The sequence below is a fragment of the Pseudomonas sp. CGJS7 genome (assembly GCF_036961695.1).
Map to the genome: position 1 here is coordinate 52,098 of NZ_JBAMDI010000007.1, position 24,635 is coordinate 76,732.

At 62.3% G+C, this 24,635-nt stretch carries 24 protein-coding genes; 11 read left to right on the top strand and 13 right to left on the bottom strand.

The features are described from left to right. Positions 1-96: 96 nt before the first annotated feature. From V7787_RS06630 to V7787_RS06645, 4 genes are all read left to right on the top strand, one after another. Complete coding sequence (locus V7787_RS06630; protein ID WP_336086753.1) at positions 97-1,884, top strand: N-acetylglutaminylglutamine amidotransferase; 1,788 nt, start codon at positions 97-99, stop codon at positions 1,882-1,884. A 3-nt stretch (positions 1,885-1,887) separates the two neighbouring features. Continuing rightward, positions 1,888-3,633 carry an N-acetylglutaminylglutamine synthetase gene (gene ngg, locus V7787_RS06635; RefSeq protein WP_104887172.1) on the top strand — a complete coding sequence of 582 codons (1,746 nt, stop codon included), beginning with the start codon at positions 1,888-1,890 and terminating at the stop codon, positions 3,631-3,633. Positions 3,634-3,877: 244 nt separating this feature from the next. Then, on the top strand, positions 3,878-5,062 hold the full coding sequence (locus V7787_RS06640; protein WP_020193055.1) for an osmoprotectant NAGGN system M42 family peptidase: 1,185 nt from the start codon (positions 3,878-3,880) through the stop codon (positions 5,060-5,062). An 83-nt stretch (positions 5,063-5,145) separates the two neighbouring features. Then, complete coding sequence (locus tag V7787_RS06645; RefSeq protein WP_004575803.1) at positions 5,146-5,373, top strand: YheU family protein; 228 nt, start codon at positions 5,146-5,148, stop codon at positions 5,371-5,373. Between the two features lie 14 nt (positions 5,374-5,387). Here the strand turns inward: V7787_RS06645 and csrA are convergent, their stop codons facing one another. Next, positions 5,388-5,567 (bottom strand): carbon storage regulator CsrA, encoded by a 180-nt coding sequence (csrA, locus tag V7787_RS06650; protein ID WP_004575804.1) that lies wholly within the window; start codon positions 5,565-5,567, stop codon positions 5,388-5,390. 120 nt (positions 5,568-5,687) lie between these two features. Further along, complete coding sequence (locus V7787_RS06655) at positions 5,688-6,497, bottom strand: SDR family oxidoreductase (RefSeq protein ID WP_336086761.1); 810 nt, start codon at positions 6,495-6,497, stop codon at positions 5,688-5,690. A gap of 206 nt (positions 6,498-6,703) precedes the next feature. Between V7787_RS06655 and V7787_RS06660 the strand changes: the two genes are divergently transcribed. Next, complete coding sequence (locus V7787_RS06660; protein WP_003252624.1) at positions 6,704-6,856, top strand: DUF3309 family protein; 153 nt, start codon at positions 6,704-6,706, stop codon at positions 6,854-6,856. Between the two features lie 73 nt (positions 6,857-6,929). Here the strand turns inward: V7787_RS06660 and V7787_RS06665 are convergent, their stop codons facing one another. From V7787_RS06665 to V7787_RS06700, 8 genes are all read right to left on the bottom strand, one after another. Beyond that, positions 6,930-8,075 carry a hypothetical protein gene (locus tag V7787_RS06665; protein ID WP_336086768.1) on the bottom strand — a complete coding sequence of 382 codons (1,146 nt, stop codon included), beginning with the start codon at positions 8,073-8,075 and terminating at the stop codon, positions 6,930-6,932. 29 nt (positions 8,076-8,104) lie between these two features. Then, the gene (locus V7787_RS06670; protein ID WP_064491538.1) at positions 8,105-8,878 is read right to left on the bottom strand and encodes a hypothetical protein; all 774 of its coding nucleotides are present in this window, start codon (positions 8,876-8,878) and stop codon (positions 8,105-8,107) included. A 54-nt stretch (positions 8,879-8,932) separates the two neighbouring features. Then, positions 8,933-11,401, bottom strand: a complete 2,469-nt coding sequence (locus V7787_RS06675) for a CS1-pili formation C-terminal domain-containing protein (protein ID WP_104887169.1) — start codon at positions 11,399-11,401, stop codon at positions 8,933-8,935. Between the two features lie 74 nt (positions 11,402-11,475). Beyond that, positions 11,476-11,967, bottom strand: a complete 492-nt coding sequence (locus tag V7787_RS06680) for a CS1 type fimbrial major subunit (protein WP_064491540.1) — start codon at positions 11,965-11,967, stop codon at positions 11,476-11,478. A 68-nt stretch (positions 11,968-12,035) separates the two neighbouring features. Continuing rightward, complete coding sequence (locus V7787_RS06685; protein WP_014861130.1) at positions 12,036-12,521, bottom strand: hypothetical protein; 486 nt, start codon at positions 12,519-12,521, stop codon at positions 12,036-12,038. 155 nt (positions 12,522-12,676) lie between these two features. Beyond that, positions 12,677-14,341, bottom strand: a complete 1,665-nt coding sequence (locus tag V7787_RS06690; RefSeq protein WP_012053405.1) for a cation acetate symporter — start codon at positions 14,339-14,341, stop codon at positions 12,677-12,679. Further along, the gene (locus V7787_RS06695; protein WP_010952786.1) at positions 14,338-14,649 is read right to left on the bottom strand and encodes a DUF485 domain-containing protein; all 312 of its coding nucleotides are present in this window, start codon (positions 14,647-14,649) and stop codon (positions 14,338-14,340) included. Before V7787_RS06695 ends, V7787_RS06690 begins: the two co-directional genes overlap by 4 nt. Before the next feature lie 205 nt (positions 14,650-14,854). Continuing rightward, the gene (locus V7787_RS06700; RefSeq protein WP_064491541.1) at positions 14,855-15,715 is read right to left on the bottom strand and encodes a glycine betaine ABC transporter substrate-binding protein; all 861 of its coding nucleotides are present in this window, start codon (positions 15,713-15,715) and stop codon (positions 14,855-14,857) included. A gap of 197 nt (positions 15,716-15,912) precedes the next feature. On the opposite strand from V7787_RS06700, the gene V7787_RS06705 reads away from it, so the two are divergent. Beyond that, complete coding sequence (locus V7787_RS06705) at positions 15,913-17,478, top strand: glycoside hydrolase family 17 protein (RefSeq protein WP_104887168.1); 1,566 nt, start codon at positions 15,913-15,915, stop codon at positions 17,476-17,478. A gap of 179 nt (positions 17,479-17,657) precedes the next feature. On the opposite strand, the gene V7787_RS06710 is transcribed toward V7787_RS06705, so the two are convergent. Beyond that, complete coding sequence (locus V7787_RS06710) at positions 17,658-18,023, bottom strand: hypothetical protein (RefSeq protein ID WP_014592050.1); 366 nt, start codon at positions 18,021-18,023, stop codon at positions 17,658-17,660. A 190-nt stretch (positions 18,024-18,213) separates the two neighbouring features. Between V7787_RS06710 and V7787_RS06715 the strand changes: the two genes are divergently transcribed. Both V7787_RS06715 and V7787_RS06720 read left to right on the top strand, forming a co-directional pair. After that, complete coding sequence (locus V7787_RS06715) at positions 18,214-19,512, top strand: serine/threonine protein kinase (RefSeq protein ID WP_336086781.1); 1,299 nt, start codon at positions 18,214-18,216, stop codon at positions 19,510-19,512. Positions 19,513-19,585: 73 nt separating this feature from the next. After that, positions 19,586-20,332, top strand: a complete 747-nt coding sequence (locus tag V7787_RS06720; protein WP_050545954.1) for an MlaA family lipoprotein — start codon at positions 19,586-19,588, stop codon at positions 20,330-20,332. 87 nt (positions 20,333-20,419) lie between these two features. On the opposite strand, the gene V7787_RS06725 is transcribed toward V7787_RS06720, so the two are convergent. Together V7787_RS06725 and V7787_RS06730 are read right to left on the bottom strand one after the other, a co-directional pair. Continuing rightward, positions 20,420-21,568 (bottom strand): patatin-like phospholipase family protein, encoded by a 1,149-nt coding sequence (locus V7787_RS06725; RefSeq protein ID WP_020193406.1) that lies wholly within the window; start codon positions 21,566-21,568, stop codon positions 20,420-20,422. A gap of 27 nt (positions 21,569-21,595) precedes the next feature. Continuing rightward, the gene (locus V7787_RS06730; protein ID WP_064491552.1) at positions 21,596-22,531 is read right to left on the bottom strand and encodes a lipid A biosynthesis lauroyl acyltransferase; all 936 of its coding nucleotides are present in this window, start codon (positions 22,529-22,531) and stop codon (positions 21,596-21,598) included. A 111-nt stretch (positions 22,532-22,642) separates the two neighbouring features. Between V7787_RS06730 and minC the strand changes: the two genes are divergently transcribed. The 3 genes from minC (at position 22,643) to minE (ending at position 24,584) form a co-directional block, all read left to right on the top strand. Then, positions 22,643-23,404, top strand: a complete 762-nt coding sequence (gene minC / locus V7787_RS06735; protein WP_020192896.1) for a septum site-determining protein MinC — start codon at positions 22,643-22,645, stop codon at positions 23,402-23,404. Positions 23,405-23,513: 109 nt separating this feature from the next. Beyond that, the gene (gene minD / locus V7787_RS06740) at positions 23,514-24,326 is read left to right on the top strand and encodes a septum site-determining protein MinD (protein ID WP_003252574.1); all 813 of its coding nucleotides are present in this window, start codon (positions 23,514-23,516) and stop codon (positions 24,324-24,326) included. A 3-nt stretch (positions 24,327-24,329) separates the two neighbouring features. After that, positions 24,330-24,584: a cell division topological specificity factor MinE gene (minE, locus tag V7787_RS06745; protein WP_003252572.1), complete on the top strand. Its 255-nt coding sequence runs from the start codon at positions 24,330-24,332 to the stop codon at positions 24,582-24,584. The last annotated feature ends 51 nt before the right edge of the window (positions 24,585-24,635 follow it).

The window sequence follows — 24,635 nt, forward strand, 5'->3', positions numbered from 1 at the left end:
AAACATTCTAAAACTCTCGAAAAGCACATAGGTCAGTTCCTTAAGGTGCCCTAATCCGGGGCATCACCTCCCCAACGGAAAAACCGGTAAGGACTTATGTGCGGATTAGCAGGAGAGTTACGTTTCACCCCCATCGACCAAGCCCCTCGCCCAGCCGACCTGGCTGCGGTAGAGCGCATTACCCATCACCTGGCCCCGCGAGGCCCGGATGCCTGGGGCTTCCATAGCCAGGGCCCGATCGCCCTGGGCCATCGGCGCCTGAAGATCATGGACCTGTCCGACGGCTCGGCGCAGCCGATGGTCGACAATACGCTGGGCCTGTCGCTGGCCTTCAACGGTGCCATCTACAACTTCCCCGAACTGCGCGAGGAACTGCAGGCGCTGGGCTACACCTTCTGGTCCGACGGCGACACCGAGGTGCTGCTCAAGGGCTACCACGCCTGGGGCGCGGCGCTGCTGCCCAAGCTCAACGGCATGTTTGCCCTGGCCATCTGGGAGCGCGACAACCAGCGCCTGTTCCTGGCCCGCGACCGCCTGGGCGTCAAACCCCTGTACCTGTCGCGCAACGGCGAGCGCCTGCGCTTTGCCTCGACCCTGCCGGCACTGCTCAAGGGCGGCGACATCGACCCGATGCTCGACCCGGTGGCCCTCAACCACTACCTGAACTTCCACGCCGTGGTACCGGCACCGCGCACCCTGCTGGCCAATGTGCAGAAGCTGGAGCCCGGCACCTGGATGCGCATCGACTGCCATGGCGAAGTGGAACGCCAGACCTGGTGGCAGCTGAAGTACGGCCCCAACCCGGACGAGCGTGAACTTGATCTGGAAGGCTGGACCACCCGCGTGCTCGACGCCACCCGCGACGCCGTAGCCATCCGCCAACGGGCAGCCGTCGATGTGGGTGTGTTGCTGTCCGGCGGCGTCGACTCCAGCCTGCTGGTCGGCTTGCTGCGCGAAGTGGGCGTTGACGACCTGTCGACCTTCTCCATCGGCTTTGAAGATGCCGGCGGCGAGCGCGGCGACGAGTTCCAGTATTCGGACCTGATCGCCAAACACTACGGCACCCGTCACCACCAGTTGCGCATTGCCGAACACGAAATCATCGACCAGTTGCCGGCCGCGTTCCGCGCCATGAGCGAACCGATGGTCAGCCACGACTGCATCGCCTTCTACCTGCTGTCGCGGGAAGTGGCCAAGCACTGCAAAGGCGTACAGAGCGGCCAGGGTGCCGATGAGCTGTTCGCCGGTTACCACTGGTACCCGCAGGTGGACGGCGCCGACGATGCCTATGCGGCCTACCGTGACGCCTTCTTCGACCGCAGCCATGCCGAATACCGCGAAACCGTGCAGGCGCCCTGGCTGCTGGAAACCGACGCTGCCGGCGACTTCGTGCGCGAACACTTCGCGCGCCCCGGCGCACCGGCTGCCGTGGACAAGGCGCTGCGCCTGGACAGCACCGTGATGCTGGTCGACGACCCGGTCAAGCGGGTGGACAACATGACCATGGCCTGGGGCCTGGAGGCGCGTACGCCGTTCCTCGATTACCGCGTGGTGGAACTGTCGGCACGCATTCCCGCCCGCTTCAAGCTGCCCGACGGCGGCAAGCAGGTGCTCAAGCAGGCGGCGCGACGGGTGATCCCGCATGAGGTGATCGACCGCAAGAAGGGTTACTTCCCGGTACCGGGCCTGAAGCATCTGGAAGGTGCCACCCTGGGCTGGGTACGCGAACTGTTGACCGACCCCAGCCAGGACCGAGGGTTGTTCAACCCGACCATGCTCGACCGCCTGCTGAGCAACCCGCACGGCCAGCTGACGCCATTGCGCGGTTCCAAGCTGTGGCAACTGGCGGCGCTGAACCTGTGGCTGAGCGAACAAGGAATCTGACCGATGAAAGCCCATGAAATCGCTTATGGTCAGCGCCTGCTGCGCGGCCAGACGCCGTCCTACGAGCGCCTGCAAGCGCGCCTGGCCGGCGACGGCAGCCAGCCTCACGACCAACCGCGTGCCGTGCACTGCGGCTGGGGCCGGCTGCTGATAGGCCACACCTACCCCGACCCGGTTTCCCTGGCCGAGGATTTGCTCGACGAGCACCCGGGCGAACGCGACATCGCCCTGTACGTTGCCGCCCCGCAGCAGGTGCTGGCACAGGCCCCTCAGCAGCTGTTCCTCGACCCGTCCGACACCCTGCGCCTGTGGTTCACCGATTACCGCCCGGCGCAGCGGGTATTTCGCGGCTTCCGCGTGCGCCGGGCACAGAACCCTGCCGACTGGCAGGCGATCAACACGCTGTACCAGGCGCGCGGGATGCTCCCCGTCGACGCCGAGCTGCTTACCCCTCGCCACTTGGGTGGCCCGGTGTACTGGTTGGCAGAGGACGAAGACAGCGGCGCGGTTATCGGCAGCGTCATGGGCCTGAACCACGCCAAGGCGTTCGATGACCCCGAGCATGGCAGCAGCCTGTGGTGCCTGGCGGTGGACCCACACTGCACCCGTCCCGGCGTGGGTGAAGTGCTGGTGCGCCACCTGATCGAACACTTCATGAGCCGTGGCCTGGCCTACCTGGACCTGTCGGTGCTGCACGACAACCGCCAGGCCAAGCGCCTGTACCAGAAACTGGGTTTTCGTAACCTGCCCACCTTCGCAGTCAAGCGCAAGAACGGTATCAACGAGCAGCTGTTCCTCGGGCCTGGCCCGCAAGCCGACCTCAACCCCTACGCACGCATCATCGTCGACGAGGCCCTGCGCCGGGGCATCGAGGTGCAGGTGGACGACGCCGCTGGCGGCCTGTTCACCCTGAGCCTTGGCGGGCGGCGAATTCGCTGCCGGGAATCGCTCAGCGACCTGACCAGTGCCGTGACCATGACCCTGTGCCAGGACAAACGCCTGACCCAGCACGCCCTGCACAACGCCGGGCTGCAGGTGCCCGCGCAACAGCTGGCGGGCAATGCCGATGACAACCTGGCGTTTCTCGAAGAGCATGGCGCGGTGGTGGTCAAGCCGGTCGATGGCGAGCAAGGCCAGGGCGTGGCGGTGAACCTGACCTGCATCGACGACATCACCCGTGCCGTGGCGCATGCCCGCCAGTTCGACAGCCGCGTGCTGCTGGAAAGCTTCCATGCCGGGTTCGACCTGCGCATCGTGGTGATTGGCTACGAGGTGGTGGCCGCCGCCATCCGCCACCCGGCGCAGGTGCTGGGCGACGGTAAGCACAGCGTGCGCCAGTTGATCGAAGCCCAGAGCCGTCGCCGCCAGGCCGCCACCGGTGGCGAAAGCCGCATTCCGCTGGACGACGAAACCGAGCGCACCTTGCGCGCAGCGGGCGTTGGCTATGACGACGTGTTGCCGGCCGGCCAGCGCCTAGCCGTGCGGCGTACGGCCAACCTGCACACCGGCGGCACCCTGGAAGACGTCACCGAACGCCTGCACCCGGTGCTGGCCGATGCTGCCGTGCGGGCGGCACGGGCACTGGAAATTCCGGTGGTTGGGCTGGACTTCATGGTGCGCGATGCCGGGCAGCCGGAGTACGTGATCATCGAGGCCAACGAACGTGCTGGCCTGGCCAACCATGAACCGCAGCCCACGGCCGAGCGTTTTATCGACCTGCTGTTTCCCCATAGCCGGCCTTTGGCGTAAACCGGTGCCGGCCTCTTCGCGGGCAAGCCCGCTCCCACAGGGATATCACCGCCCTTGAAGGTGGCGCTGTACCTGTAGGAGCGGGTTTACCCGCGAAGGCAGCGCTGTACCTGTAGGAGCGGGTTTACCCGCGAAGACGGCGCTGTACCCGTAGGAGCGGGTTTACCCGCGAAGACGGCGCTGTACCTGTAGGAGCGGGTTTACCCGCGAAGAGGCCGGCACAGGAGTAAAGGAGTCCCCAACCATGTCCGAGCAACACCCCGAACCCGATCTCGACTACCTCAAACGCGTGCTGCTGGAAATGCTCGCCATCCCCAGCCCCACCGGCTTCACCGACACCATCGTGCGCTACGTGGCCGAACGCCTTGACGAGCTGGGCATCCCCTTCGAGCTGACCCGCCGCGGCACCATTCGCGCCACCCTCAAAGGCCGGCAGGCCACCCCCGACCGCGCCGTCTCTGCCCACCTGGATACCATCGGCGCCAGCGTGCGTCAGTTGCAGGACAATGGCCGCCTGGCCCTGGCGCCCGTCGGCTGCTGGTCCAGCCGTTTTGCCGAGGGCAGCCGGGTTAGCGTGTTTACCGATACCGGGGTATTCCGTGGCAGCGTGCTGCCGCTGATGGCCAGCGGGCATGCCTTCAACACGGCGATCGACCAGATGCCGATCAGCTGGGACCACGTGGAAGTGCGCCTGGATGCCTACTGCGCCACGCGCGCCGACTGTGAGGCGCTGGGCGTGAGCATTGGTGATTTCGTGGCCTTCGACCCCTTGCCCGAATTCACCGAAAGCGGCCACATCAGTGCCCGTCACCTGGACGACAAGGCTGGCGTAGCGGCATTGCTGGCGGCACTGAAGGCCGTGGTGGAAAGCGGCCGCCAGCCGCTGATCGACTGCCACCCGCTGTTCACCATCACCGAGGAGACCGGCTCGGGTGCAGCCGGCGCCCTGCCCTGGGACGTCAGCGAGTTCGTCGGCATCGACATCGCCCCGGTGGCGCCCGGGCAGGCTTCCAGCGAGCATGCGGTCAGTGTGGCCATGCAGGACTCGTCGGGGCCTTACGACTACCACCTGTCCCGGCACCTGCTGAAACTGGCCGGCGACCATGACTTGCCGGTGCGGCGCGACCTGTTCCGCTATTACTTCAGCGATGCCCATTCGGCGGTGACTGCCGGGCACGATATTCGTACCGCGCTGGTGGCCTTTGGTTGCGATGCCACCCATGGTTACGAGCGCACCCATATCGATAGCCTGGCAGCGCTGAGCCGGTTGTTGTCAGCCTACCTGCTGAGCCCGCCCGTATTTGCCAGCGACTCGCAGCCGGCCAATACGTCACTCGAGCGCTTCAGCCACCAGCTGGAGCATGATGCGCAGATGGAGAGCGACACGCGGGTACCGGCCGTGGACAGCCTGGTCGGAAACAAAGGCTAAACGCACTTGGGGCTGCAAAGCGGCCCCAACACCTCGAATGTTTCGCGTAGCATGCCCATACCTATTTCAGACACCGCCCGACCATGCTGATCCCCTACGACCAATTGCAAGCCGAAACCCTGACCCGCCTGATCGAGGACTTCGTCACCCGCGACGGCACTGACAATGGCGACGACACACCGCTGGAAACCCGCGTGCTGCGGGTACGCCAGGCATTGGCCAAAGGCCAGGCTTTCATCCTGTTCGACCTGGAAAGCCAGCAATGCCAGTTGCTGGCCAAGCATGATGTGCCCCGCGAGCTGCTCGAATAGCAGGCCAGGCCTCTTCAGGCCTTGCTCTGCTTGGACGCCTTGATGCGCTTGTAAACTTCGGCTCGATGCACCGGCACCTCACGCGGAGCAGCCACACCAAAGCGCACCACGCCGTCCCGGGTCTCTACCACCATGATCCGGATGTCATCGCCAATCACGATGACCTCCCCTACTTCGCGCCCTATTACCAGCATGTTCCGATCCTCCTGCGAAAGGGAAAACCGGAGCCTGCCCCGTAGGTATTCAGCTACTCAATAGCTCCACTACGATTCAGAAGCCTCTTACACTTTTGAGTAACTTCTCCTACAGACCAATCATCGCGACGGGGCTTTTGCCCGCATTTTCACCGCCATTTCGGCCATCTCGTCATACAGCCGCTCAGGGGCCTGGCGTTTCAGTTGCCAGGCCTGGCGCCCTGCCTCATGGGGCAGGATGAGGAACTCGCCTGCAGCGACCTGCTGATGGATATAGTCGGCAATGTCCGCCGCACTGATCGGCGAACCTTCGAGCAGCTTGCGCACCTGCGCCTTCATCGCCGGGTTCGGCCCGCGGAACGAGTCCAGCAGGTTGGTCTGGAAGAACGACGGGCACACCACGTGCACCGCCACCTCCACCTGACGCAACTCCACCAGCAGGCTTTCCGACAAGGCCAGCACACCGGCCTTGGCCACGTTGTAGTTGCTCATGCCCGGGCCCTGCATCAGTGCGGCCATCGAGGCGACATTGATAATGCGCCCCTTGCTGCGCTCCAGCAGCGGCAGGAAGGCCTTGCAACCCTTGACCACGCCCATCAGATTGACCGCGATCTGCCAGTCCCAGTCCTCCAGCGTCAGTTCGGCGAAGAACCCGCCCGAAGCGACGCCGGCGTTGTTGACGATCACATCGACCCCACCGAACTTCGCTTCGCAGGCCTGGGCCAGGGCCGTCAGCTGGCTATAGTCGCGCACATCGCAGCGCTGGACGAAGCCGTCGCCACCGGCCTGGCGAACCTGCTCCAGCGTTTCGCGCAGGCCGGCTTCGTTGACATCGGCCAATGCCAGGCGCCAGCCCTCACGGGCCCAGCGCAGGGCGATCTCGCGGCCGAGGCCAGACCCGGCGCCGGTGATCATGATGCGTTTTTGCATGGTCGCAGGCCTTGTTCTGACAGGGAGTCCGGTGAGTCTAATCAAGGCGTCGCCATCCGGGAGGATTCATCAGGGCAGTGAATGGGCGGGCATGATTGGGTAGACGGCTGCACGGGGATGGAATCTTTACCAACCCGCACCGGTCCGAATTATCGAGAGGCCAGCAATCTCAGGCTCTTGCCCCCTAATCACGCAAGGACTTTGACATGACCACGATCCTTATCATCATCCTGATTCTGCTGCTGATCGGTGGCTTACCGGTCTTCCCCCACTCGCGCAGCTGGGGCTATGGCCCTTCCGGCATAATCGGCGTGGTGTTGGTGATTCTGTTGGTATTACTGTTGCTTGGGATGATATGACGCGCTGCGGATAGCCACTTCAAACAGTCACTTGAGGTGAATGGCAAGCGGGTCACACCACCCGGTTGCCATTCTACAGGTTCGCATCGAACACCATTGTCACGACGGCCTGATACTCGATACCAGGCAACATGTCCTGTTTCTGGGTGTGGCCGCGAGGGTATACATGAAAATGCAACTGCCCTTGGCTGCCGGTCACACCCTCTGGCGGGACTTCCAGGCTCATGGCGTTCTCAGCTCCGCCAAAGGTCATTGCCTGCCGATAGAGCGAACGGCCATTGTAGGAAACCCCTGGCAAGGTCATGGCCAGGTACAGCGGTATGCCATGGCCCTTGGCCGACCGTAGATTGCACGTGCTATCCAACCCGGTGCTGCACAGCGCCCAGACGTTGAATGGCCCACTGGCAGTCAGGCTGAAGCCCACGTCTTTTTCCAGTTTCTCTGCCACACCCCGTCCTCGGCTCCCAGGCCCGTGCGCCTGCTGCGGCACCAGTACCACCTGCTCGGAACCCGGCTCAAAACGCACCTCAAGGTCATGCACCACCTCCAGTTCGACGTTGATCGCCACTGAATCGGCCGTGAGCCCGGCGACCGTTCGGCTCGAACCCAGGCCAATATCCCTGTCGGGGCCTATCGAATAGACCACGCGCCCTCGGTACACGCCCGACTTCAAGCTCGCCGGCAAAGGCGTCTTCAGCCTGTAGCCCAGCGTAAGGTGACTCACATGGTAAGTGCTCGCATTCTCCACGTTGAGGTTGGCCCAGCACCCGTTGCTGGCTGGCGACCACAGAAACAGGCGATGCGCCGCGCTCGCCAACGCAACCTGGCAACCACTCGAGTCCAGGCCCGTGCGCGCCGCAAGCGTAGGTGCCCCATCGTCCGAAGTTACCGCACCGCCCAGGTGGGTAATGGCAAAGTCCATGCTGACCTGCTCGCCGGTCTTGTCACGCACCATCAGTAGCGCAGTTGGCTGGACAGGGGCCGAGAGGTAGAAGCCATCGGTGCCTTCGCCATCGACTGTTTTCGAGTATTCGACCCCCACATCCAGCAGATCCTGCAGCGGATCGCCACAAAGCTGCGGCAACTGAGTACAGACAGGGGATGACCGGGGTGTCAGGTTTTCAAATTGCCGGGTCTCGCCGCGGTAACGCAGCTTGAGCGTAATGTCGGCCGCCTGCGCCCACGATGAGCCGAACACGCCAGACAGCAGTACCAGCATTGCACACTTGCGAAACATGCCCCTACCTCTCACTCTGCCTTGAAGTTCATGGCTTTGCGCGCATCGCCTTCCACCTGTTCGAAGCGGTATTCGACACCGGGCTTCTCGACGAACTCGCGCGTACGTCCAGGACGAAGATGGTGCTTGGCCGGAGGCTCACACTCGTCCTCGTTCAGCACACAGACCTGGACGTTGTCGAGCAGCACCGTGGCATTGCCCTCGTTGCGCACGGTCCATTTCCCACCGGCTCGCTCGATCGAGGTCTGATACCGCGTGGCAGCAGGCTTGGTAATCAAAATGGTGCCGTAGCCGGCCAGAAACTGCACACCGGCACTGAGTTCCTTGCGGTAAGCGTCAAGCTCCGTTTCGTCCAGTGCGAAGCTGTCATCCTGTTCCGGCACCACCGGGACGAAGCGCAGCCGGTAGTAACGCTCCTGGTTCCGTTCACCGCGATACAGCAACCGCACGGCCTGCATGCCGCGTGCCGGGATGATCATCCGCGCAGGGCTGGCAACAACGCTGCGCTGGTCGAAGGGCAGCTCATCGACTTCCACCTCACGGGGTTCGGCCTGGCCGTCGTAGACCAGCTCCAGCACGCTGACCTTGACGAACGCGGTACTGTCCCCCCGGTTGTAGATGCGTTTGGCATAGGTGCCCTTGCCTGGCTCGAGGTAGTCATAGAGCGCGCCGACATCCAGCTGTGGCCCGGCCTGGGCAAACCACGGCAGCATCAGCGCAACGAACAACAAGGGTGACAAGTGAAATGTGAACCTGTGCATCTTCAACCTCTGTTTACTCAACATCCAATCCATCGACCCGGGAATCGGGCCCTCTACAGCGTCATGCCGAAAGCCGGCTCAGCCCACACTGGGCACACACCGCTGATCACCCACGATCAGCAGGTCATCCTCGCGATCAAAGTTGTCCGGCGGTAATGTCAGAAGGCAGCTACCTGCCGTGTCATGGCGAATTTCCAAGGTGGGCCGTGACTCACTCATTTCGACGTTGAAATAGCCATCCACCTCGACAACCGTGCGCCCGGCGTCATTGACCACATGCGCGCCGTGCAGTGGCTGGCCTTGCCCGTCGAGCAGCCGGCCAAACACGGTGACCGTTCGCATGACCTTCACTGTGTGGTACCCCACCCCACCGCGGTTGAGGTGATAGTCCACAGCGAGGGGTTGGATCTGAGCTGGCGGCACGTCCTTCGTGTCGAAGTCGAAGCGCACATGGCCAGACTTGAACGCCGTCACCGGCACGATATTGCGCCCGGGGTGCAGCACTGCACTCATGCCCTGGCCATCGTTGGCGCGCAGCTTCACACCGTGCAGATCGCTTTCGACATCGATGATCAAGCCGGCTTCGAGCGGCAGGTTGCTGCCGCCCATGGCCAGCTTCCCGGCGCCCAGCGCCAGGGTGCTTTCCAGGTTGAGGCCACCGCTGAGGTTATTGTTGAAAGAGGAACTCTGGGCATAGGCATCGCCCTGCAGCGCCTGGCTGTGGAATCGCCCATTGGCCGCCAGGCTGGTGCCATAGCCGTCGAGCGTCGCGCTGCCCCCCAGGCTGTGCACGGGGCCCAGGTCGACGTTCTGCCGATACCACAGCGAAGCGTAGGGGTCATTGCCCCCCTCACGCGAGGCGCGGCTACCCACATCGACCCCAAGCTGCCTGCCATCGCGCTCAAGCTTCATGCTTACAGCAACGTTGACGCCGCGGCTGCGGACACCGGCGCTGCTGCGCGTTCCAGGCCTGTCGAAAAGTGACAGGCGAACACTGCTCTGATGCCCCCGCAGTTTCCCGAAGAACGCCCAGCTGAGGTCGGCCCCCAGGCCGCTTGCCGAGCCCGCACTGTGTTCCAGACGCAGCGTCGCTGAACTGCGCGCGGTTACCCGCTGGTTGATCGAAAAGGCGGTGCGGCTGCGCACCTGGCGCTGGGAAGTATCGTCGTGACCGCTACTGCCAGGCTCCAGCCAGGTCTGGTTGTGGCTCAGCAACAACGAGCCCCAAGGGTGGGTGTAGGTCAACTGCAGATCGCCGCCGTTGCCCAGGCCCTGAGTCTGATTGAGGCTGGCGTAAAGCTTGAACCGTTCATGCACGTCCCAGTCCAGCGAGGTCCCCAACTGCAGGTCAGCATCGACCTGTTGCACTGACAACCCCAGCACCGCGGCAGGATGCATCAGGTAGTTGGAAAGGGCACCGAACACCGGGCTCTGTTCACGATTGCCATCCGAGTTGCTCAGCAGCTCGACCTGCTGGCCCAGGTACAGGTTGTAGCGCCAGCGGTTATCCATGTTCTGCCACCGGCTGGGCTTGTAGATGGACACTTCGCTGCGCGAGGTCTCCAGGCCGTCTTCGAGCAAACGCAGCTCCACATCATAGATGCCGCCGGGCAATACCCGCGTGTCGATCGCCTGCAAACCCGGCTGTACCGGCTGACTGTTGATCAGCGAACCATTGCGATAGATTTCGACGATACCCGGGCGGTTCGGCGTGACGTAGACGGGGATGGCGCTGGCTTGGCCATTGTCGACCAGCAGGCTGTCACTGCTGCCCAGCATCAAGCCAAGCGTGCTATCAGGGCGGCGCCCGAGTAGCGATGGCTGGCGCACCAGGCCTTGTGCGCCAGTGGAGAAGTAACCCAGCCGAAAGAAATGCTCTTCCTGCAGGCGCTCCGCGTAAAGCTGGTTCATGCGGTAACGCATATCGCCTTGCTCAGATGGGCTACGATCCACGCGTGCATCGGCAAGCGTCGTCCAGTTATGCAGGTTGCCCTGACCGAGCAGGCCGATTCTGCCCGTGGTCTGATTGCCATCATTGACCAGGTTGAGCTGGTTACGCAGCAGCAACCCAGCGTCACTCTGCTCCGGGAGGCGGTGGAAGAGCGCGTCCTGCTCCCGCTTCTCGGCATTGGAGGTCAGCAATGACAACTGGGAATTGGCCAGGCTGTAATGGATAGCCTGCAACCCGTCCGGGCAGTTTTGCAGGCAGTCGCCCAGCATGCGCCCGCCCTCCAGGCGCTGTTGCCATAACTGCCTGAGCGTGGCCGGCTCTGCGCTCTGCTCAGTGTCGGTAAACGCCAGCAACTGCACACGGTTATCACGGCTCAATACCACCATGGCATCACCGAGGTAGCGTTGATCAAGCTCCACTCGCACGGCAAGCGGCACATCGAAAAAGTGCGCCTCGAAGTCTTCTGGCAGACGCCCGAATGTATTCAGGTCAATGGCACTGGACGCGCGCTCGGCCAACACTTCGAGGGGCATGATGCAGGCAGCACCCAGCAGCCAGACAGCGAGTGCGCGGCCGGGTGCAGCAAACTGGAACATGATTCAATCCACTTCAACACCTGCCCCTACACTGGTAGACATCCAGTAAGTTGAGGCAGGCGGCACTGCTTCAATCAAAGGCTGGTGGAGGAAGTTTCAAACAACACGCTCACTGTCCCGGCATACTCACCCTTCAGATAACCATTGTCGGGCTTTATGGCCTTAAACGTAATGGGAAGATCATTGCCAGCTTTAGCATCTTCCGCGCTCATGACCTCCGCGGGCGTCAACTCCAACTTTTTATCCCCGACAGTGATGATAAGATCAATCTTCTGGTCGGTTTGTGGGTCTTGCAGCGATGCTGTGTGCAGCAGGTGGGCCTGAATAGCGCCGACATCACTCTGTGCCGAAAACTTTTCACTGACCGCCTTGAAGTCTTCGCGCTCCGGCTCATATTCAAGCGTCACGCCTTTCTCCAGCCAGTCCCCTACGGGGGCCACTGAAAAATCATTCCCGGGAATGATCGCCGTCACTGAAATACTCTGGGTGATCGGCTCAGGGGCGGACGCGACAGCGGCACCGGCAAACAATGCAAGGAACGGGACAGCCAATACATAGGATTTCACATCAAACTTCCTTTAACGGTTGCACATCAAATAGCGGGCGCCCTGGGGCACCCGAATGAAATTGCGAATCAGGGCGCCCCTGTTTCAAACATCAAGGTGGCTTGCGTAGTGTAAGTACCAGGCATGCGAGTCGACGACGATTCCGCCATCGGATAGAACCTGAATTGAATGTTTTTTCCCTGAGCAGCTTCAGCAGCACTGATGATTTCAACCGGCGCCGTGCCCATTTTTTTGCGATTCAACATGATGTGGTATCGACGGGGCGCTACCGCACCGCCCACCCGCGTGAACCGATACTCCGAACGATCTGTTTTCGCGTAAATCGGGCCGTAGGTGCTTTTTACAAACACCTCTTTTTCGATTTGCTTGAAGACGCCCCGGTCCGGGTCATATTCAGCCTGAAGTACGTCTTCCCACCAATTGCCAACCGAGTTCACCTGAAATTCAGGTGCCGACACGACAGCCTGGACACTGATGTCCTGCGGTATTTCCTTTGCCCCTGCAGCGCCCGCCACGCCAAGGAGAGCGAAGGTGATTAAACAGCGTAACTTCATTGAATATTCCCCAAATGTGCCGGCATCTATAGATGCACTTACGACATGAGGGAACTTTATGGGCAGAGCCTCACTATGTATGTAGGCTGTTTCTGACTGCATAAAATAAAAAACGCCCCGACAGGCGGGGCGTTTTTCAATGCAGGGGATTGACGTTAGTGCGAGACCGCCCCGCTGGCACCCAGGCCAGTCTGCGAACGCACGAACTGCGGGAAGAACAGCGCGCGCTCATCCTCAGCCGCCTTGGACTTGTCGGTGACCGAGAAGAACCAGATGCTGACGAAGGCAATGGCCATCGAGAACAGCGCCGGGTACTCGTACGGGTAGATGGCCTTCTCGTGGCCGAGAATCTGTACCCAGATGGTCGGGCCAAGGATCATCAGCGTCACCGCACTCACCAGGCCCAGCCAGCCGCCGATCATGGCACCGCGGGTGGTCAGCTTCTTCCAGTACATCGAAAGCAGCAGTACCGGGAAGTTGCAGCTGGCCGCAATGGAGAACGCCAGGCCGACCATGAAGGCAATGTTCTGCTTCTCGAACAGAATCCCCAGGCCGATCGCCAGCACACCCAAGGCGACAGTGGTGATCTTCGATACGCGGATCTCGTCCTTGTCGTTGGCTTTGCCCTTGCGCCAGACGCTGGCGTACAGGTCGTGGGACACTGCCGAGGCACCGGCCAGGGTCAGGCCAGCCACCACCGCCAGGATGGTGGCAAAGGCTACCGCCGAGATGAAGCCGAGGAACACACTGCCACCCACCGCATTGGCCAGGTGCACCGCGGCCATGTTGTTGCCGCCCAGCAGAGCGCCTGCGGCGTCCTTGAATTCCGGGTTGGTGCTGACCAGCAGGATCGCGCCAAAGCCAATGATGAAGGTGAGGATGTAGAAGTAGCCGATGAAGCCGGTGGCGTACAGCACGCTCTTGCGCGCTTCCTTGGCGTCACTGACGGTGAAGAAGCGCATCAGGATGTGCGGCAGGCCGGCAGTACCGAACATCAGTGCCAGGCCCAGGGAGAATGCCGAGATCGGGTCCTTGACCAGGCCACCGGGGCTCATGATCGCCTCGCCCTTGGCGTGTACCTTGATCGCTTCGGAGAACAGCGTGTTGAAGTCAAAGCCCACGTGCTTCATGACCATCAGCGCCATGAAACTGGCACCGGACAGCAGCAGCACAGCCTTGATGATCTGTACCCAGGTGGTGGCCAGCATGCCGCCGAACAGCACGTACAGGCACATCAGGATACCCACCAGGATCACCGCCACATGGTAGTCCAGGCCGAACAGCAGCTCGATCAGCTTGCCGGCGCCGACCATCTGCGCGATCAGGTAGAACGCCACCACGACCAGCGAACCGGAGGCCGACAGGGTGCGGATTTCCTTTTGCCCGAGGCGGTACGAGGCCACGTCGGCGAAGGTGTACTTGCCCAGGTTGCGCAAGCGTTCGGCAATCAGGAAAAGAATGATCGGCCAGCCAACCAGGAAGCCGATCGAGTAGATCAGGCCGTCGTAACCCGAGGTGAACACCAGCGCGGAAATACCCAGGAACGAGGCGGCCGACATGTAGTCGCCAGCAATCGCCAGGCCGTTCTGGAAGCCGGTGATCTTGCCCCCGGCAGCGTAGTAATCCGATGCCGACTTGTTGCGTTTGGAGGCCCAGTAGGTGATGCCGAGGGTGAAGGCGACGAAGGCCACGAACATGGCGATGGCGGAAACGTTCAGCGGTTGTTTCTGCACCTCGCCGGTCAGGGCATCGGCGGCCCACACGGCGGGTGCGAAGGCTCCGCAGGCCAGTACGGCCAGGGCTTTGGTTTGGCGAATCATTGTTGCGCCTCCTTCAGGATTTCCTTGTTCAGCTCATCGAATTCGCCGTTGGCGCGGCGTACGTAGATGGCGGTCAGGACGAATGCCGAAACGATCAGGCCGACGCCCAGGGGAATGCCCCAGGTAATCGATGACTCAGGACTGAGCTTGGCGCCCAGCACATGAGGACCGTAGGCGATCAAGAGGATGAAGGCGCAGTACAGGCCGAGCATGATCGCCGAGAGAATCCAGGCGAACCGTTCGCGTTTGGTGACCAGCTCCTTGAAACGGGGGCTGTTTTGTATCGAGAGGTAAATGCTGTCGTTCATTGTTTTTGTCCTAGCAGCACAGATACGGGATGGAACCCACACCCTTACTTTATGCTGCCGATGGACGCCAACCAGACGACCTTAGTCTTAGATGCAACGGTGTTTTACCGATTGCGTAACAAAGTAATGACCCGTTCGCGGGTAAACCCGCTCCTAGCAGGAGCGGGTTTACCCGCGAAGAAACCCTATTGGCCCTGGAAGGTTATTACTTGCCAGTCCACTCCTTCACACGATCAGGGTGCTTGGCGACCCAGTCCTTGGCGGCCGCTTCAGGCTTGGCCCCTTCCTGGATCGCCAGCATCACCTCGCCAATCTCGTCCTTGGACTGCCAGTTGAACTTCTTCAGGAACTCCGCCACTTCCGGTGCCTTGGTGGCCAGTTCCTTGCTGCCGATGCTGTTCACGGTTTCTGCCGCGCCATATACGCCTTTCGGGTCTTCGAGGAACTTCAGCTTCCACTTGGCGAACATCCAGTGCGGAACCCAGCCGGTCACCGCAATCGACTGCTGCTTGGCATAGGCACGGCCCAGTTCCGCCGTCATCGCCGCACCCGAGCTGGCCTGCAACTTGTAACTGGTCAGGCCATAGTCCTTGATCGCCTGGTCGGTCTTGAGCATCACACCGGAGCCTGCGTCGATGCCAACAATCCTGTCCTTGAAGCTGTTATCGGTCTTGAGGTCGGCAATGCTCACTGCCTTGACGTACTCTGGGACAATCAGGCCGATCTTGGCGTCCTTGAAGTTCGGGCCGTAGTCGACCACGTTGTCCTTGTTCTTGGACCAGTACTCACCATGGGTCACCGGCAACCAGGCCGACAACATGGCATCGAGCTTGCCAGTTGCCACACCCTGCCACATGATCCCCGTGGCCACGGCCTGCAACTTCACGTCATAGCCGAGTTTTTGCTTGATTACTTCGGCAGCCACGTTGGTGGTCGCCACGCTGTCGGCCCAACCATCCACGTAACCAATGCTTACTTCTTTGGCCATAGCCTGTGCAGTGCTCATGGCCATTACCAGGGCGGTGCCCACACCCAGGAAACGTCGCATTTTCTTCAAAGTTGCCATCAAAGCATCCCCTCGTCAGGTCTTGGAGATTGCATCATCTTCCTGCAACACAAGTCGACCTGATCCACCTGCGACCTGCACCCGCCCCATATGCGACAGCACTGTGCCATTAGCGCCATCGGCCTGCCTCGGCCTGCGCGATCCTTGCATGCCAAAGGTTTGGCGCCGGGCTACTATCTAACCTTTTGTGCCAGACGATGGACCGCCACATGCCCAGTTGTAGCCGCCTGTTATTGCCGTTGTACCTGCTTGCCTGCCTGCTGGCCCTGCTCGGGCTGGGGGGGCTCTGGTACGGGCTGGGCAAGCCTGTGCACCTGCCCGATGCGGCCAGCCCTGCGCACAAGCTGCAATGCGCTTCGTACACGCCGTTTGACAAAGACCAGTCGCCTTACGACCAGCCGTTTCGCCTGCGCCCAGCGCGGATGGACGCCGACCTGGCGTTACTGGCCGAGCGGTTTCAGTGCATCCGTACCTATTCCATGAGCGGTCTTGAGGCAATCCCGGCGCTGGCACGCAAGCATGGGCTGAAGGTGATGCTGGGCGCCTGGGTGAACGCCCACCCGGCCGACACCGAGAAGGAAATCAACCTGCTGATCGCTGCTGCCAACGCCAACCCGGACGTGGTCAGCGCGGTGATCGTCGGCAATGAGACACTGTTGCGCAAGGAGGTGACCGGTGCCCACCTTGCCAAATTGATCGCGCGGGTGAAGCGCGAGGTCAAGGTGCCCGTGACCTACGCCGATGTCTGGGAATTCTGGCTGCAGCACCCGCAGGTGGCCCCGGCAGTGGACTTCCTGACCATCCATCTGCTGCCCTACTGGGAGGACGACCCGCGTGGCATCGACGATGCCTTGGCCCACGTTGCCGATGTGCGCCGGGTGTTCGGCACACGCTTCGCGCCCAAGGACATTCTGATTGGCGAAACCGGCTGGCCCAGCGAAGGCCGCCAACGCGAAACGGCGGTGCCCAGCCGGGTCAATGAGGCGCGCTTCATCCGTGGCTTCGTGGCCATGGCGGAGCGCAATGGCTGGCACTACAACCTGATCGAAGCCTTCGATCAGCCCTGGAAACGCGCCAATGAAGGCGCAGTGGGTGGTTACTGGGGGCTATACGACGCGGACCGGCAGGACAAGGGCGTGCTCGAAGGGCCAGTGAGCAACCTGCATGACTGGCCGCAGTGGTTGCTGGCCAGCGCCGTGCTGACGGTGATCATGCTGGGGCTGGCCGGGCGCCCCGCTACACCGATGGCCGCCTTGCTGCTGCCACTGCTGGCAGCGTTTGGTGCCGCTTGCCTGGGCCTGTGGGGCGAGTTGATGCGCACCCATGCGCGCTTTGCCGGGGAATGGCTGTGGGCACTGATGCTGGCCGGGCTGAACCTGCTGGTACTGGCCCATGCGTTGTTGGCGCTGACGCGGCGGGCCGGCTGGCGTGAACGCTTGTTCGCCTGGCTGCAGGAGCGAGCCGGCTGGCTGTTGCTGGCGGCAGGCTTCGCTGCGGCGGTGAGCATGCTGGCAATGGTGTTCGACCCGCGCTACCGCAGCTTCCCCAGCGCGGCGCTGGCGTTGCCGGCGCTGGTGTATGTGCTGTGGCCAGTGCGGGCACGGCGGGCGGAGGTGGCGTTGCTGGCGTTCATCGTCGGCGCCGGGGTGGCGCCGCAGTTGTTCGTGGAAGGGCTGGAGAACCAGCAGGCCTGGGGCTGGGCAGTGGTGAGTGTGCTGATGACAGCGGCATTGTGGCGAAGCCTGCGGATGCGCCAGGCTTGATACTGCATATTCCTCAAGCCCGGCGCGGACCTTGTGGGAGCAACTGTCTTGCTCAATTTCTGAAAGCTGGCGCGATCCCTGTGGGAGCGGGCTTGCCCGCGAACACGGGCGAAGCCCGTGCCATCCACCACGGTGTTGGCTTCGCGGGCAAGCCCTCTCCCACAGGTACGCGCAGCTGCCTACAATGGGGGCTGCCTGACCAGGCGCAACCCCGCCAGCACCAGCGCAAACACCGCAATGCTGGCGGTGTACAGCACCAGCGCCGGCACCGCGAACACCAGTGCCAACACTGCCAGCCACCAGCCGGCACGCGCGGAAACGAACTGGGCCAGTAGCGCAAGGCCCAATCCGCCCCAGGCCATGACTTGATGGTGAATGCCCAACCCCAGCAGCGAACGCACCTCGCACTGCCAATAGGCGGTCGGCACTGCGCACAGCCCTACCCACTGGCCGTCCTCCATCAGGCCGTAACGCACGCCATAACTGGCCGCGAGCCAACCCCCCAGGAACAGCAGCAACAGCGCCGTCGGCAGCGAACGAGACATCCTGTTCTCCAATAGCGGTAATCGAAAGCATCCATGATCGCTTATGCCCGTTTCTAAGGCAAAATCACACCCCGGCAGCTATGTTGCAGATAGCAAGTACGCCAAATGCCACCGCAGCGGGCAACTTTGCCCACCTGGCTGTGGTCCTAGCCTGCACACTGCTCGACCTTGCGTTCTTTTGGGGGATTACATGCTTCGATCTTTGCGCCTCGCTGCCCTGCTCGGCAGCTTGCTCATGGCTGTGGCCGCTTCAGCGCGGGATATCGACGCTGCCAGCTATGGCTACCCTCTTACCAACCCGTTCGAGGCCACCATCGCCACCACGCCGCCGGACAAGCGCCCTGACCTGCCCAGCGACGATGAAATCACTCAGTCCGACTACAGCCTGAACTTGCGCCCGGAACGCGAGTTCACGTTGCCCGACAACTTCTGGGCAGTGAAGAAGCTCAAGTACCGCCTGGCCCGCCAGGATCGCGAAGCGCCGCTGATCTTCATCATCGCCGGCACCGGCGCGCCCTACAGCAGCAGCATCAATGAATACCTGAAAAAGCTGTTCTACCAGGCCGGCTTCCACGTGGTGCAACTGTCATCGCCCACCAGCTATGACTTCATGAGTGCGGCCTCGCGCTTTGCTACCCCCGGCATCAGCCAGGAAGACGCCGAAGACATGTACCGGGTGATGCAGGCCGTGCGCGCCCAGCATCCACGCCTGCCGGTCAGTGATTTCTACCTCACCGGTTACAGCCTGGGCGCGCTCGACGCAGCCTTCGTCAGCCACCTGGACGAAACCCGCCGCAGCTTCAACTTCAAGCGTGTACTGCTGCTCAACCCACCGGTCAACCTCTACACCTCGATCAACAACCTCGACAAGCTGGTGCAGACCCAGGTCAAGGGCATCGACCGCAGCACCACGTTCTACGAGCTGATGCTGGAAAAACTCACCCGTTACTTCCAGGACAAGGGCTACATCGACCTGAACGACGCCCTGCTGTACGACTTCCAGCAGTCGCGCCAGCACCTGTCCAACGAACAGATGGCCATGCTGATCGGCACCTCGTTCCGTTTCTCGGCAGCCGACATCGCCTTCACTTCCGACCTGATCAACCGCCGTGGCCTGATCATTCCGCCGAAGTTCCCGATCACTGAAGGCAGCAGCCTCACGCCGTTCTTCAAGCGCGCCCTGCAGTGCGACTTCGACTGCTACATGACCGAACAGGTAATTCCGATGTGGCGCGCCCGCACCAACGGCAACAGCATCCTGCAGTTGGTCAACCAGGTCAGCCTGTATGCCCTGGAAGACTACCTGCGCAGCAGTGACAAGATCGCCGTGATGCACAACGCCGACGACGTCATTCTCGGCCCGGGCGACATTGGCTTCCTGCGCAAGGTGTTCGGCGAACGGCTGACCCTCTACCCCCATGGCGGCCATTGCGGCAACCTCAACTACCGCGTCAACAGTGACGCCATGCTGGAGTTCTTCCGTGGTTAACAAACTCCTCTTCGCCACTGCCCTGCTTGCCGCTGGCCACACCCTGGCCGCCGAAACCGCACCCCGAGCCAGTGTGGTCGAGGCCGACCCGCAGGTGATCGGCACCGCGCCACTGGTGCCCGAAGCCGATGGCTTCCTCGACCCGCTGCGTGAGCTGAAATTCAACCCGGGGCTGGACCAGCGCGAGTTCGAGCGCTCAACCCTGCAGGCGCTGAACGTGTACGACCCGCTGGAGTCGATCAACCGGCGCATCTACCACTTCAACTACCGATTGGACCAATGGGTGCTGCTGCCGCTGGTGAATGGCTATCAGTATGTCACCCCAAGCTTCGTGCGCACGGGGGTGAGCAACTTCTTCAACAACCTTGGCGATGTGCCGAACCTGTTCAACAGCGTGTTGCAGCTCAAAGCCAAGCGCTCGGCAGAAATCACCGCGCGACTGATGTTCAACACGATCATCGGCGTGGGTGGGCTGTGGGACCCGGCGACCAGCATGGGCCTGCCGCGCCAGAGCGAGGACTTTGGCCAGACCCTGGGCTTCTATGGCGTACCGGATGGGCCGTACCTGATGCTGCCGGTGCTAGGCCCATCGAACCTTCGCGATACCACCGGGCTGGTGGTGGATTATGCGGGAGAGCAGGCGGTCAACTACCTGAACGTGGCCGAAGCCAGCACCGATCATCCGGAAATCTTCGCACTGCGCGTGGTGGACAGGCGCTATACGACCAAATTCCGCTATGGCCAGCTGAATTCGCCGTTCGAGTATGAAAAGGTGCGGTATGTGTATACCCAGGCGCGCAAGTTGCAGATAGCCGAGTAAGCCTGCTGCGGCCCTTTCGCGGGTGAACCCGCTCCTACACAGGTATTGGCGCAACCCCTTGTCGCGAAAGGGCCCGCAAAGGCAACATCAAATCCCCAGGAATTCGCAAAGCTCGCGCTTCTTGGCCAGGGCATCGCGCCGCCCCAACTCGATCAGTTCACTGCAATAGCTGGCCTCGAACAGCAAATAGCTCAACACCCCCGCCCCGCTGGTGCGCGTTGCCCCCGGCCCCCGTAAGAACAGGCGCAGCGCCGCCGGCAACTCGCGGCGGTGCCGAGCGGCAATCTCATCCAGCGGCTGGCTGGGCGCCACCACCAGCACGTCGATCGGTGCCAGCCCCAGGCGCCGGGCATCCAGGTGCGCCGGCAACAGCCCGCTCAAGTGATTGAGGCGCTGCAGCAGTTCGATATCGCCTTCCAGGCTGTCAATGAACGTACTGTTGAGCATGTGGCCGCCGATCTGCGCCAGGCTCGGCTGCTGCCCGCTGAACACACGCTGGGGCGGTACAGGTGGCGCTGGCCGCTGCGGGTTTCCGCTGACCCCGACCACCAGCACCCGGCTGGCGCCCAGGTGCAAGGCCGGGCTGATCGGTGCCGACTGGCGCACTGCACCGTCGCCGTAATACTCGCCGCCCAGTTGCACCGGGGCGAACAGCAGCGGGATCGCCGCACTGGCCAGCAAGTGGTCGATGGTCAACGGTGCGGGTACGCCGATACGCCGGTGGCGCAGCCAGGCCTCGATGGTGCCGCGGCCCTGGTAGAAGGTCACCGCCTGGCCAGACTCGTAGCCAAAGGCGGTCACCGCCACGGCGCGCAGTTGCTCGGCGGCCAAGGCGTGGCCGATGCCATCCAGGTTCAGGTGCGTTTGCAGCAGGCTGCGCAACGGGCTGCTGTCGAGCAACGCCACAGGGGCCTGACCACCCAGCCCCAGCAGGCTGTGGCCAACGAAACGGCTGGCCTGGCGCACGACCCCGGGCCAGTCGCTGCGGATGACCAGATGGCTGCGGAAATTCTGCCAGAAGGCAGTGAGCCGCTGCACGGCGTCGTTGAAGTGCACCGCACCACTGGCCAGGGTGACGGCGTTGATGGCCCCGGCGGAGGTGCCGACGATGACCGGAAAAGGGTTGTCCGCGCCGGCGGGCAGCAACTCGGCGATGCCCGCCAGCACACCGACCTGGTAGGCGGCGCGGGCGCCGCCGCCAGACAGGATGAGACCGGTTACCGGGGGTGGTGCCATGGCGTCCTTCCTGGGGTTGATGTGTTTTCAGCGCTTCTTCTTGTCATACAGCCGCGGCGCACCCTCGGGGCGCGACTTGAACCGGCGGTGCGCCCACAGGTACTGCTCGGGGCACTCGCGCAACACGCTCTCGACCCATTGGTTGATGCGCAGGCAATCGGCTTCCTCGCTCTCGCCGGGGAAATCCGTCAGCGGCGGGTGGATGACCAGCCGATAGCCGCTGCCATCCTCCAGGCGCTTCTGGGTGAACGGAATCACCTGCGCCTTCCCCAACCGGGCGAACTTGGTGGTAGCGGTCACCGTCGCCGCGGGGATACCAAACAACGGTACGAAGATGCTCTGCTTGGCACCGTAGTCCTGGTCCGGTGCGTACCAGATAGCCCGGCCCGAACGTAGCAGCTTGAGCATGCCACGTACGTCCTCGCGCTCCACCGCCAGCGAATCGAGGTTGTGACGCTCGCGGCCGCTGCGCTGGATGAAGTCGAACAGTGCATTGCCGTGTTCGCGGTACATGCCGTCGATGGTGTGCTGCTGGCCGAGCAGCGCGGCACCGATTTCCAGGGTAGTGAAGTGCACCGCCATGAGGATCGCGCCCTGCCCCGCCTGCTGGGCGGCCTGCAGGTGCTCAAGGCCCTCGATATGGGCCAGGCGCGCCAGCCTGGCCTTGGGCCACCACCAGCTCATGGCCATTTCGAAGAAGGCGATGCCGGTGGAGGCGAAGTTGGCCTTGAGCAAACGCTGCCGTTCGTCGACCGACAGCTCCGGGAAGCACAGCTCCAGGTTGCGCGCGGCGATGCGCCGACGTTCACCGGCAAAGCAATACATGACGGCGCCCAGCGCGGCACCGATCTTCAGCAGCACCCGGTACGGCAACTGAACCACCAGCCACAGCAGGCCCAGGCCCAGCCACAGGCCCCAGAACTTGGGGTGAAGGAAATAGGGACGAAAACGCGGGCGTTCCATTGAAGCATCCGGAAAGACAAAGGCCGCGCATTCTACAACGGATCAGCGCATGTTGCGGGCAACCGGTGTTCTCGTTATAAGTCAGGGCACTTTTTTCGCAACAAGCCGTCTATGCAGACCATGAGCCCAAACCACACATCCGACACCGCCTCCGTGTTCCAGCTCAAGGGCAGCATGCTCGCCATTACGGTACTGGAACTGGCACGCAATGACCTTGAAGCCCTCGACCGCCAGTTGGCGGCCAAAGTCGCCCAGGCCCCGAACTTCTTCAGCAATACACCGCTGGTGCTGGCGCTGGACAAGCTGCCGGCCGACGAAGGGGCGGTCGACCTGCCCGGCTTGATGCGAATCTGCCGCCACCACGGCCTGCGTACCCTGGCCATCCGCGCCAACCGCATCGAGGACATCGCCGCCGCCATCGCCATCGACCTGCCGGTGCTGCCGCCGTCAGGGGCCCGCGAACGGCCGCTGGAGCCCGAGCCCGAGGTGGTCAAAAAGCCCGAACCGGCCCCGGCGCCACCACCGCCCCCCGAACCCGAGGTGCGCCCGACCCGCATCATTACTTCGCCAGTACGCGGTGGCCAACAGATCTATGCTCAGGGAGGTGATCTGGTTGTGACGGCTTCGGTCAGCCCAGGTGCGGAACTTCTGGCCGATGGCAACATCCATGTGTACGGCGCCATGCGCGGCCGCGCCCTGGCTGGCATCAAAGGCAACACCAAGGCGCGTATCTTCTGCCAGCAGATGACCGCCGAAATGGTCTCGATCGCCGGCCAGTACAAAGTCTGCGAAGACCTGCGCCGGGATCCACTGTGGGGGACCAGCGTGCAAGTCAGCCTGTCTGGTGACGTGTTGAACATCACCCGTCTTTAACGGATACTTGCCAGCATTTTTAGAGCAACTTTTTTACCGTTGCCTTTATTTCGCTATTTCAGTTTTTTGCAGGGACAAGTGTCCCGACTATTTTTAGGGGTGAAACACCTTGGCCAAGATTCTCGTGGTTACTTCCGGCAAGGGGGGTGTGGGCAAGACCACTACCAGCGCCGCCATTGGTACCGGCCTCGCACTGCGCGGCCACAAGACCGTCATTGTCGACTTCGACGTGGGCCTGCGTAACCTCGACCTGATCATGGGCTGCGAACGCCGCGTGGTGTACGACTTCGTCAACGTGGTCAACGGCGAAGCCAACCTGCAACAGGCCCTGATCAAGGACAAGCGCCTCGAGAACCTGTACGTGCTGGCCGCCAGCCAGACCCGTGACAAGGACGCGCTGACCCAGGAAGGCGTGGAAAAGGTACTGATGGACCTGAAGAAGGACTTCGAGTACGTCATCTGCGACTCGCCGGCCGGTATCGAAAAAGGTGCTCACCTGGCCATGTACTTCGCTGACGAAGCCATCGTGGTGACCAACCCGGAAGTTTCGTCGGTACGTGACTCCGACCGCATGCTGGGCATTCTGTCGAGCAAGTCGCGCCGCTCCGAAAACGGTGAAGAGCCGATCAAGGAGCATCTGCTGATCACCCGCTACCACCCTGAGCGCGTCGTCAAAGGCGAAATGCTGAGCGTGGCCGACGTGGAAGAAATCCTGTCGATCAAGCTCAAGGGTGTGATCCCGGAATCGCAGGCCGTCCTCAAGGCGTCCAACCAAGGTATCCCGGTCATTCTCGATGACCAGAGCGATGCCGGCCAGGCCTACAGTGATGCGGTCGACCGCCTGCTGGGCAAAGAGAAGCCGATGCGCTTCATCGATGTACAGAAGAAGGGATTCTTCGAGCGCATTTTCGGGAGCAAATAAACCATGAACCTTTTTGACTTCTTTCGTGGCAGACAGAAACAGACCAGCGCGTCGGTAGCGAAAGAGCGTCTACAGATCATCGTGGCGCACGAGCGCGGCCAACGCAGCGAACCGGACTACCTGCCCGCGCTGCAGAAAGAACTGCTGGAAGTGATCCGCAAATATGTGAACATCGGCAACGATGATGTGCATATCGAGCTGGAAAACCAGGGCAGCTGCTCGATTCTGGAGCTGAACATCACCCTGCCGGATCGCTGATCCGCGTAGTCGACAATTTGGGGCTGCCTTGCAGCCCTTCGCGGGCAAGCC

What these genes read in the sequence shown, in the direction of transcription:
- V7787_RS06630 (WP_336086753.1), top strand. Translation starts at nt 97, where the DNA reads ATGTGCGGATTAGCAGGAGAGTTACGTTTCACCCCCATCGACCAAGCC.
- ngg (WP_104887172.1), top strand. Translation starts at nt 1,888, where the DNA reads ATGAAAGCCCATGAAATCGCTTATGGTCAGCGCCTGCTGCGCGGCCAG.
- V7787_RS06640 (WP_020193055.1), top strand. Translation starts at nt 3,878, where the DNA reads ATGTCCGAGCAACACCCCGAACCCGATCTCGACTACCTCAAACGCGTG.
- V7787_RS06645 (WP_004575803.1), top strand. Translation starts at nt 5,146, where the DNA reads ATGCTGATCCCCTACGACCAATTGCAAGCCGAAACCCTGACCCGCCTG.
- csrA (WP_004575804.1), bottom strand. Translation starts at nt 5,567, where the DNA reads ATGCTGGTAATAGGGCGCGAAGTAGGGGAGGTCATCGTGATTGGCGAT.
- V7787_RS06655 (WP_336086761.1), bottom strand. Translation starts at nt 6,497, where the DNA reads ATGCAAAAACGCATCATGATCACCGGCGCCGGGTCTGGCCTCGGCCGC.
- V7787_RS06660 (WP_003252624.1), top strand. Translation starts at nt 6,704, where the DNA reads ATGACCACGATCCTTATCATCATCCTGATTCTGCTGCTGATCGGTGGC.
- V7787_RS06665 (WP_336086768.1), bottom strand. Translation starts at nt 8,075, where the DNA reads ATGCTGGTACTGCTGTCTGGCGTGTTCGGCTCATCGTGGGCGCAGGCG.
- V7787_RS06670 (WP_064491538.1), bottom strand. Translation starts at nt 8,878, where the DNA reads ATGTTGAGTAAACAGAGGTTGAAGATGCACAGGTTCACATTTCACTTG.
- V7787_RS06675 (WP_104887169.1), bottom strand. Translation starts at nt 11,401, where the DNA reads ATGTTCCAGTTTGCTGCACCCGGCCGCGCACTCGCTGTCTGGCTGCTG.
- V7787_RS06685 (WP_014861130.1), bottom strand. Translation starts at nt 12,521, where the DNA reads ATGAAGTTACGCTGTTTAATCACCTTCGCTCTCCTTGGCGTGGCGGGC.
- V7787_RS06690 (WP_012053405.1), bottom strand. Translation starts at nt 14,341, where the DNA reads ATGATTCGCCAAACCAAAGCCCTGGCCGTACTGGCCTGCGGAGCCTTC.
- V7787_RS06695 (WP_010952786.1), bottom strand. Translation starts at nt 14,649, where the DNA reads ATGAACGACAGCATTTACCTCTCGATACAAAACAGCCCCCGTTTCAAG.
- V7787_RS06700 (WP_064491541.1), bottom strand. Translation starts at nt 15,715, where the DNA reads ATGGCAACTTTGAAGAAAATGCGACGTTTCCTGGGTGTGGGCACCGCC.
- V7787_RS06705 (WP_104887168.1), top strand. Translation starts at nt 15,913, where the DNA reads ATGGACCGCCACATGCCCAGTTGTAGCCGCCTGTTATTGCCGTTGTAC.
- V7787_RS06710 (WP_014592050.1), bottom strand. Translation starts at nt 18,023, where the DNA reads ATGTCTCGTTCGCTGCCGACGGCGCTGTTGCTGCTGTTCCTGGGGGGT.
- V7787_RS06715 (WP_336086781.1), top strand. Translation starts at nt 18,214, where the DNA reads ATGCTTCGATCTTTGCGCCTCGCTGCCCTGCTCGGCAGCTTGCTCATG.
- V7787_RS06725 (WP_020193406.1), bottom strand. Translation starts at nt 21,568, where the DNA reads ATGGCACCACCCCCGGTAACCGGTCTCATCCTGTCTGGCGGCGGCGCC.
- V7787_RS06730 (WP_064491552.1), bottom strand. Translation starts at nt 22,531, where the DNA reads ATGGAACGCCCGCGTTTTCGTCCCTATTTCCTTCACCCCAAGTTCTGG.
- minC (WP_020192896.1), top strand. Translation starts at nt 22,643, where the DNA reads ATGCAGACCATGAGCCCAAACCACACATCCGACACCGCCTCCGTGTTC.
- minE (WP_003252572.1), top strand. Translation starts at nt 24,330, where the DNA reads ATGAACCTTTTTGACTTCTTTCGTGGCAGACAGAAACAGACCAGCGCG.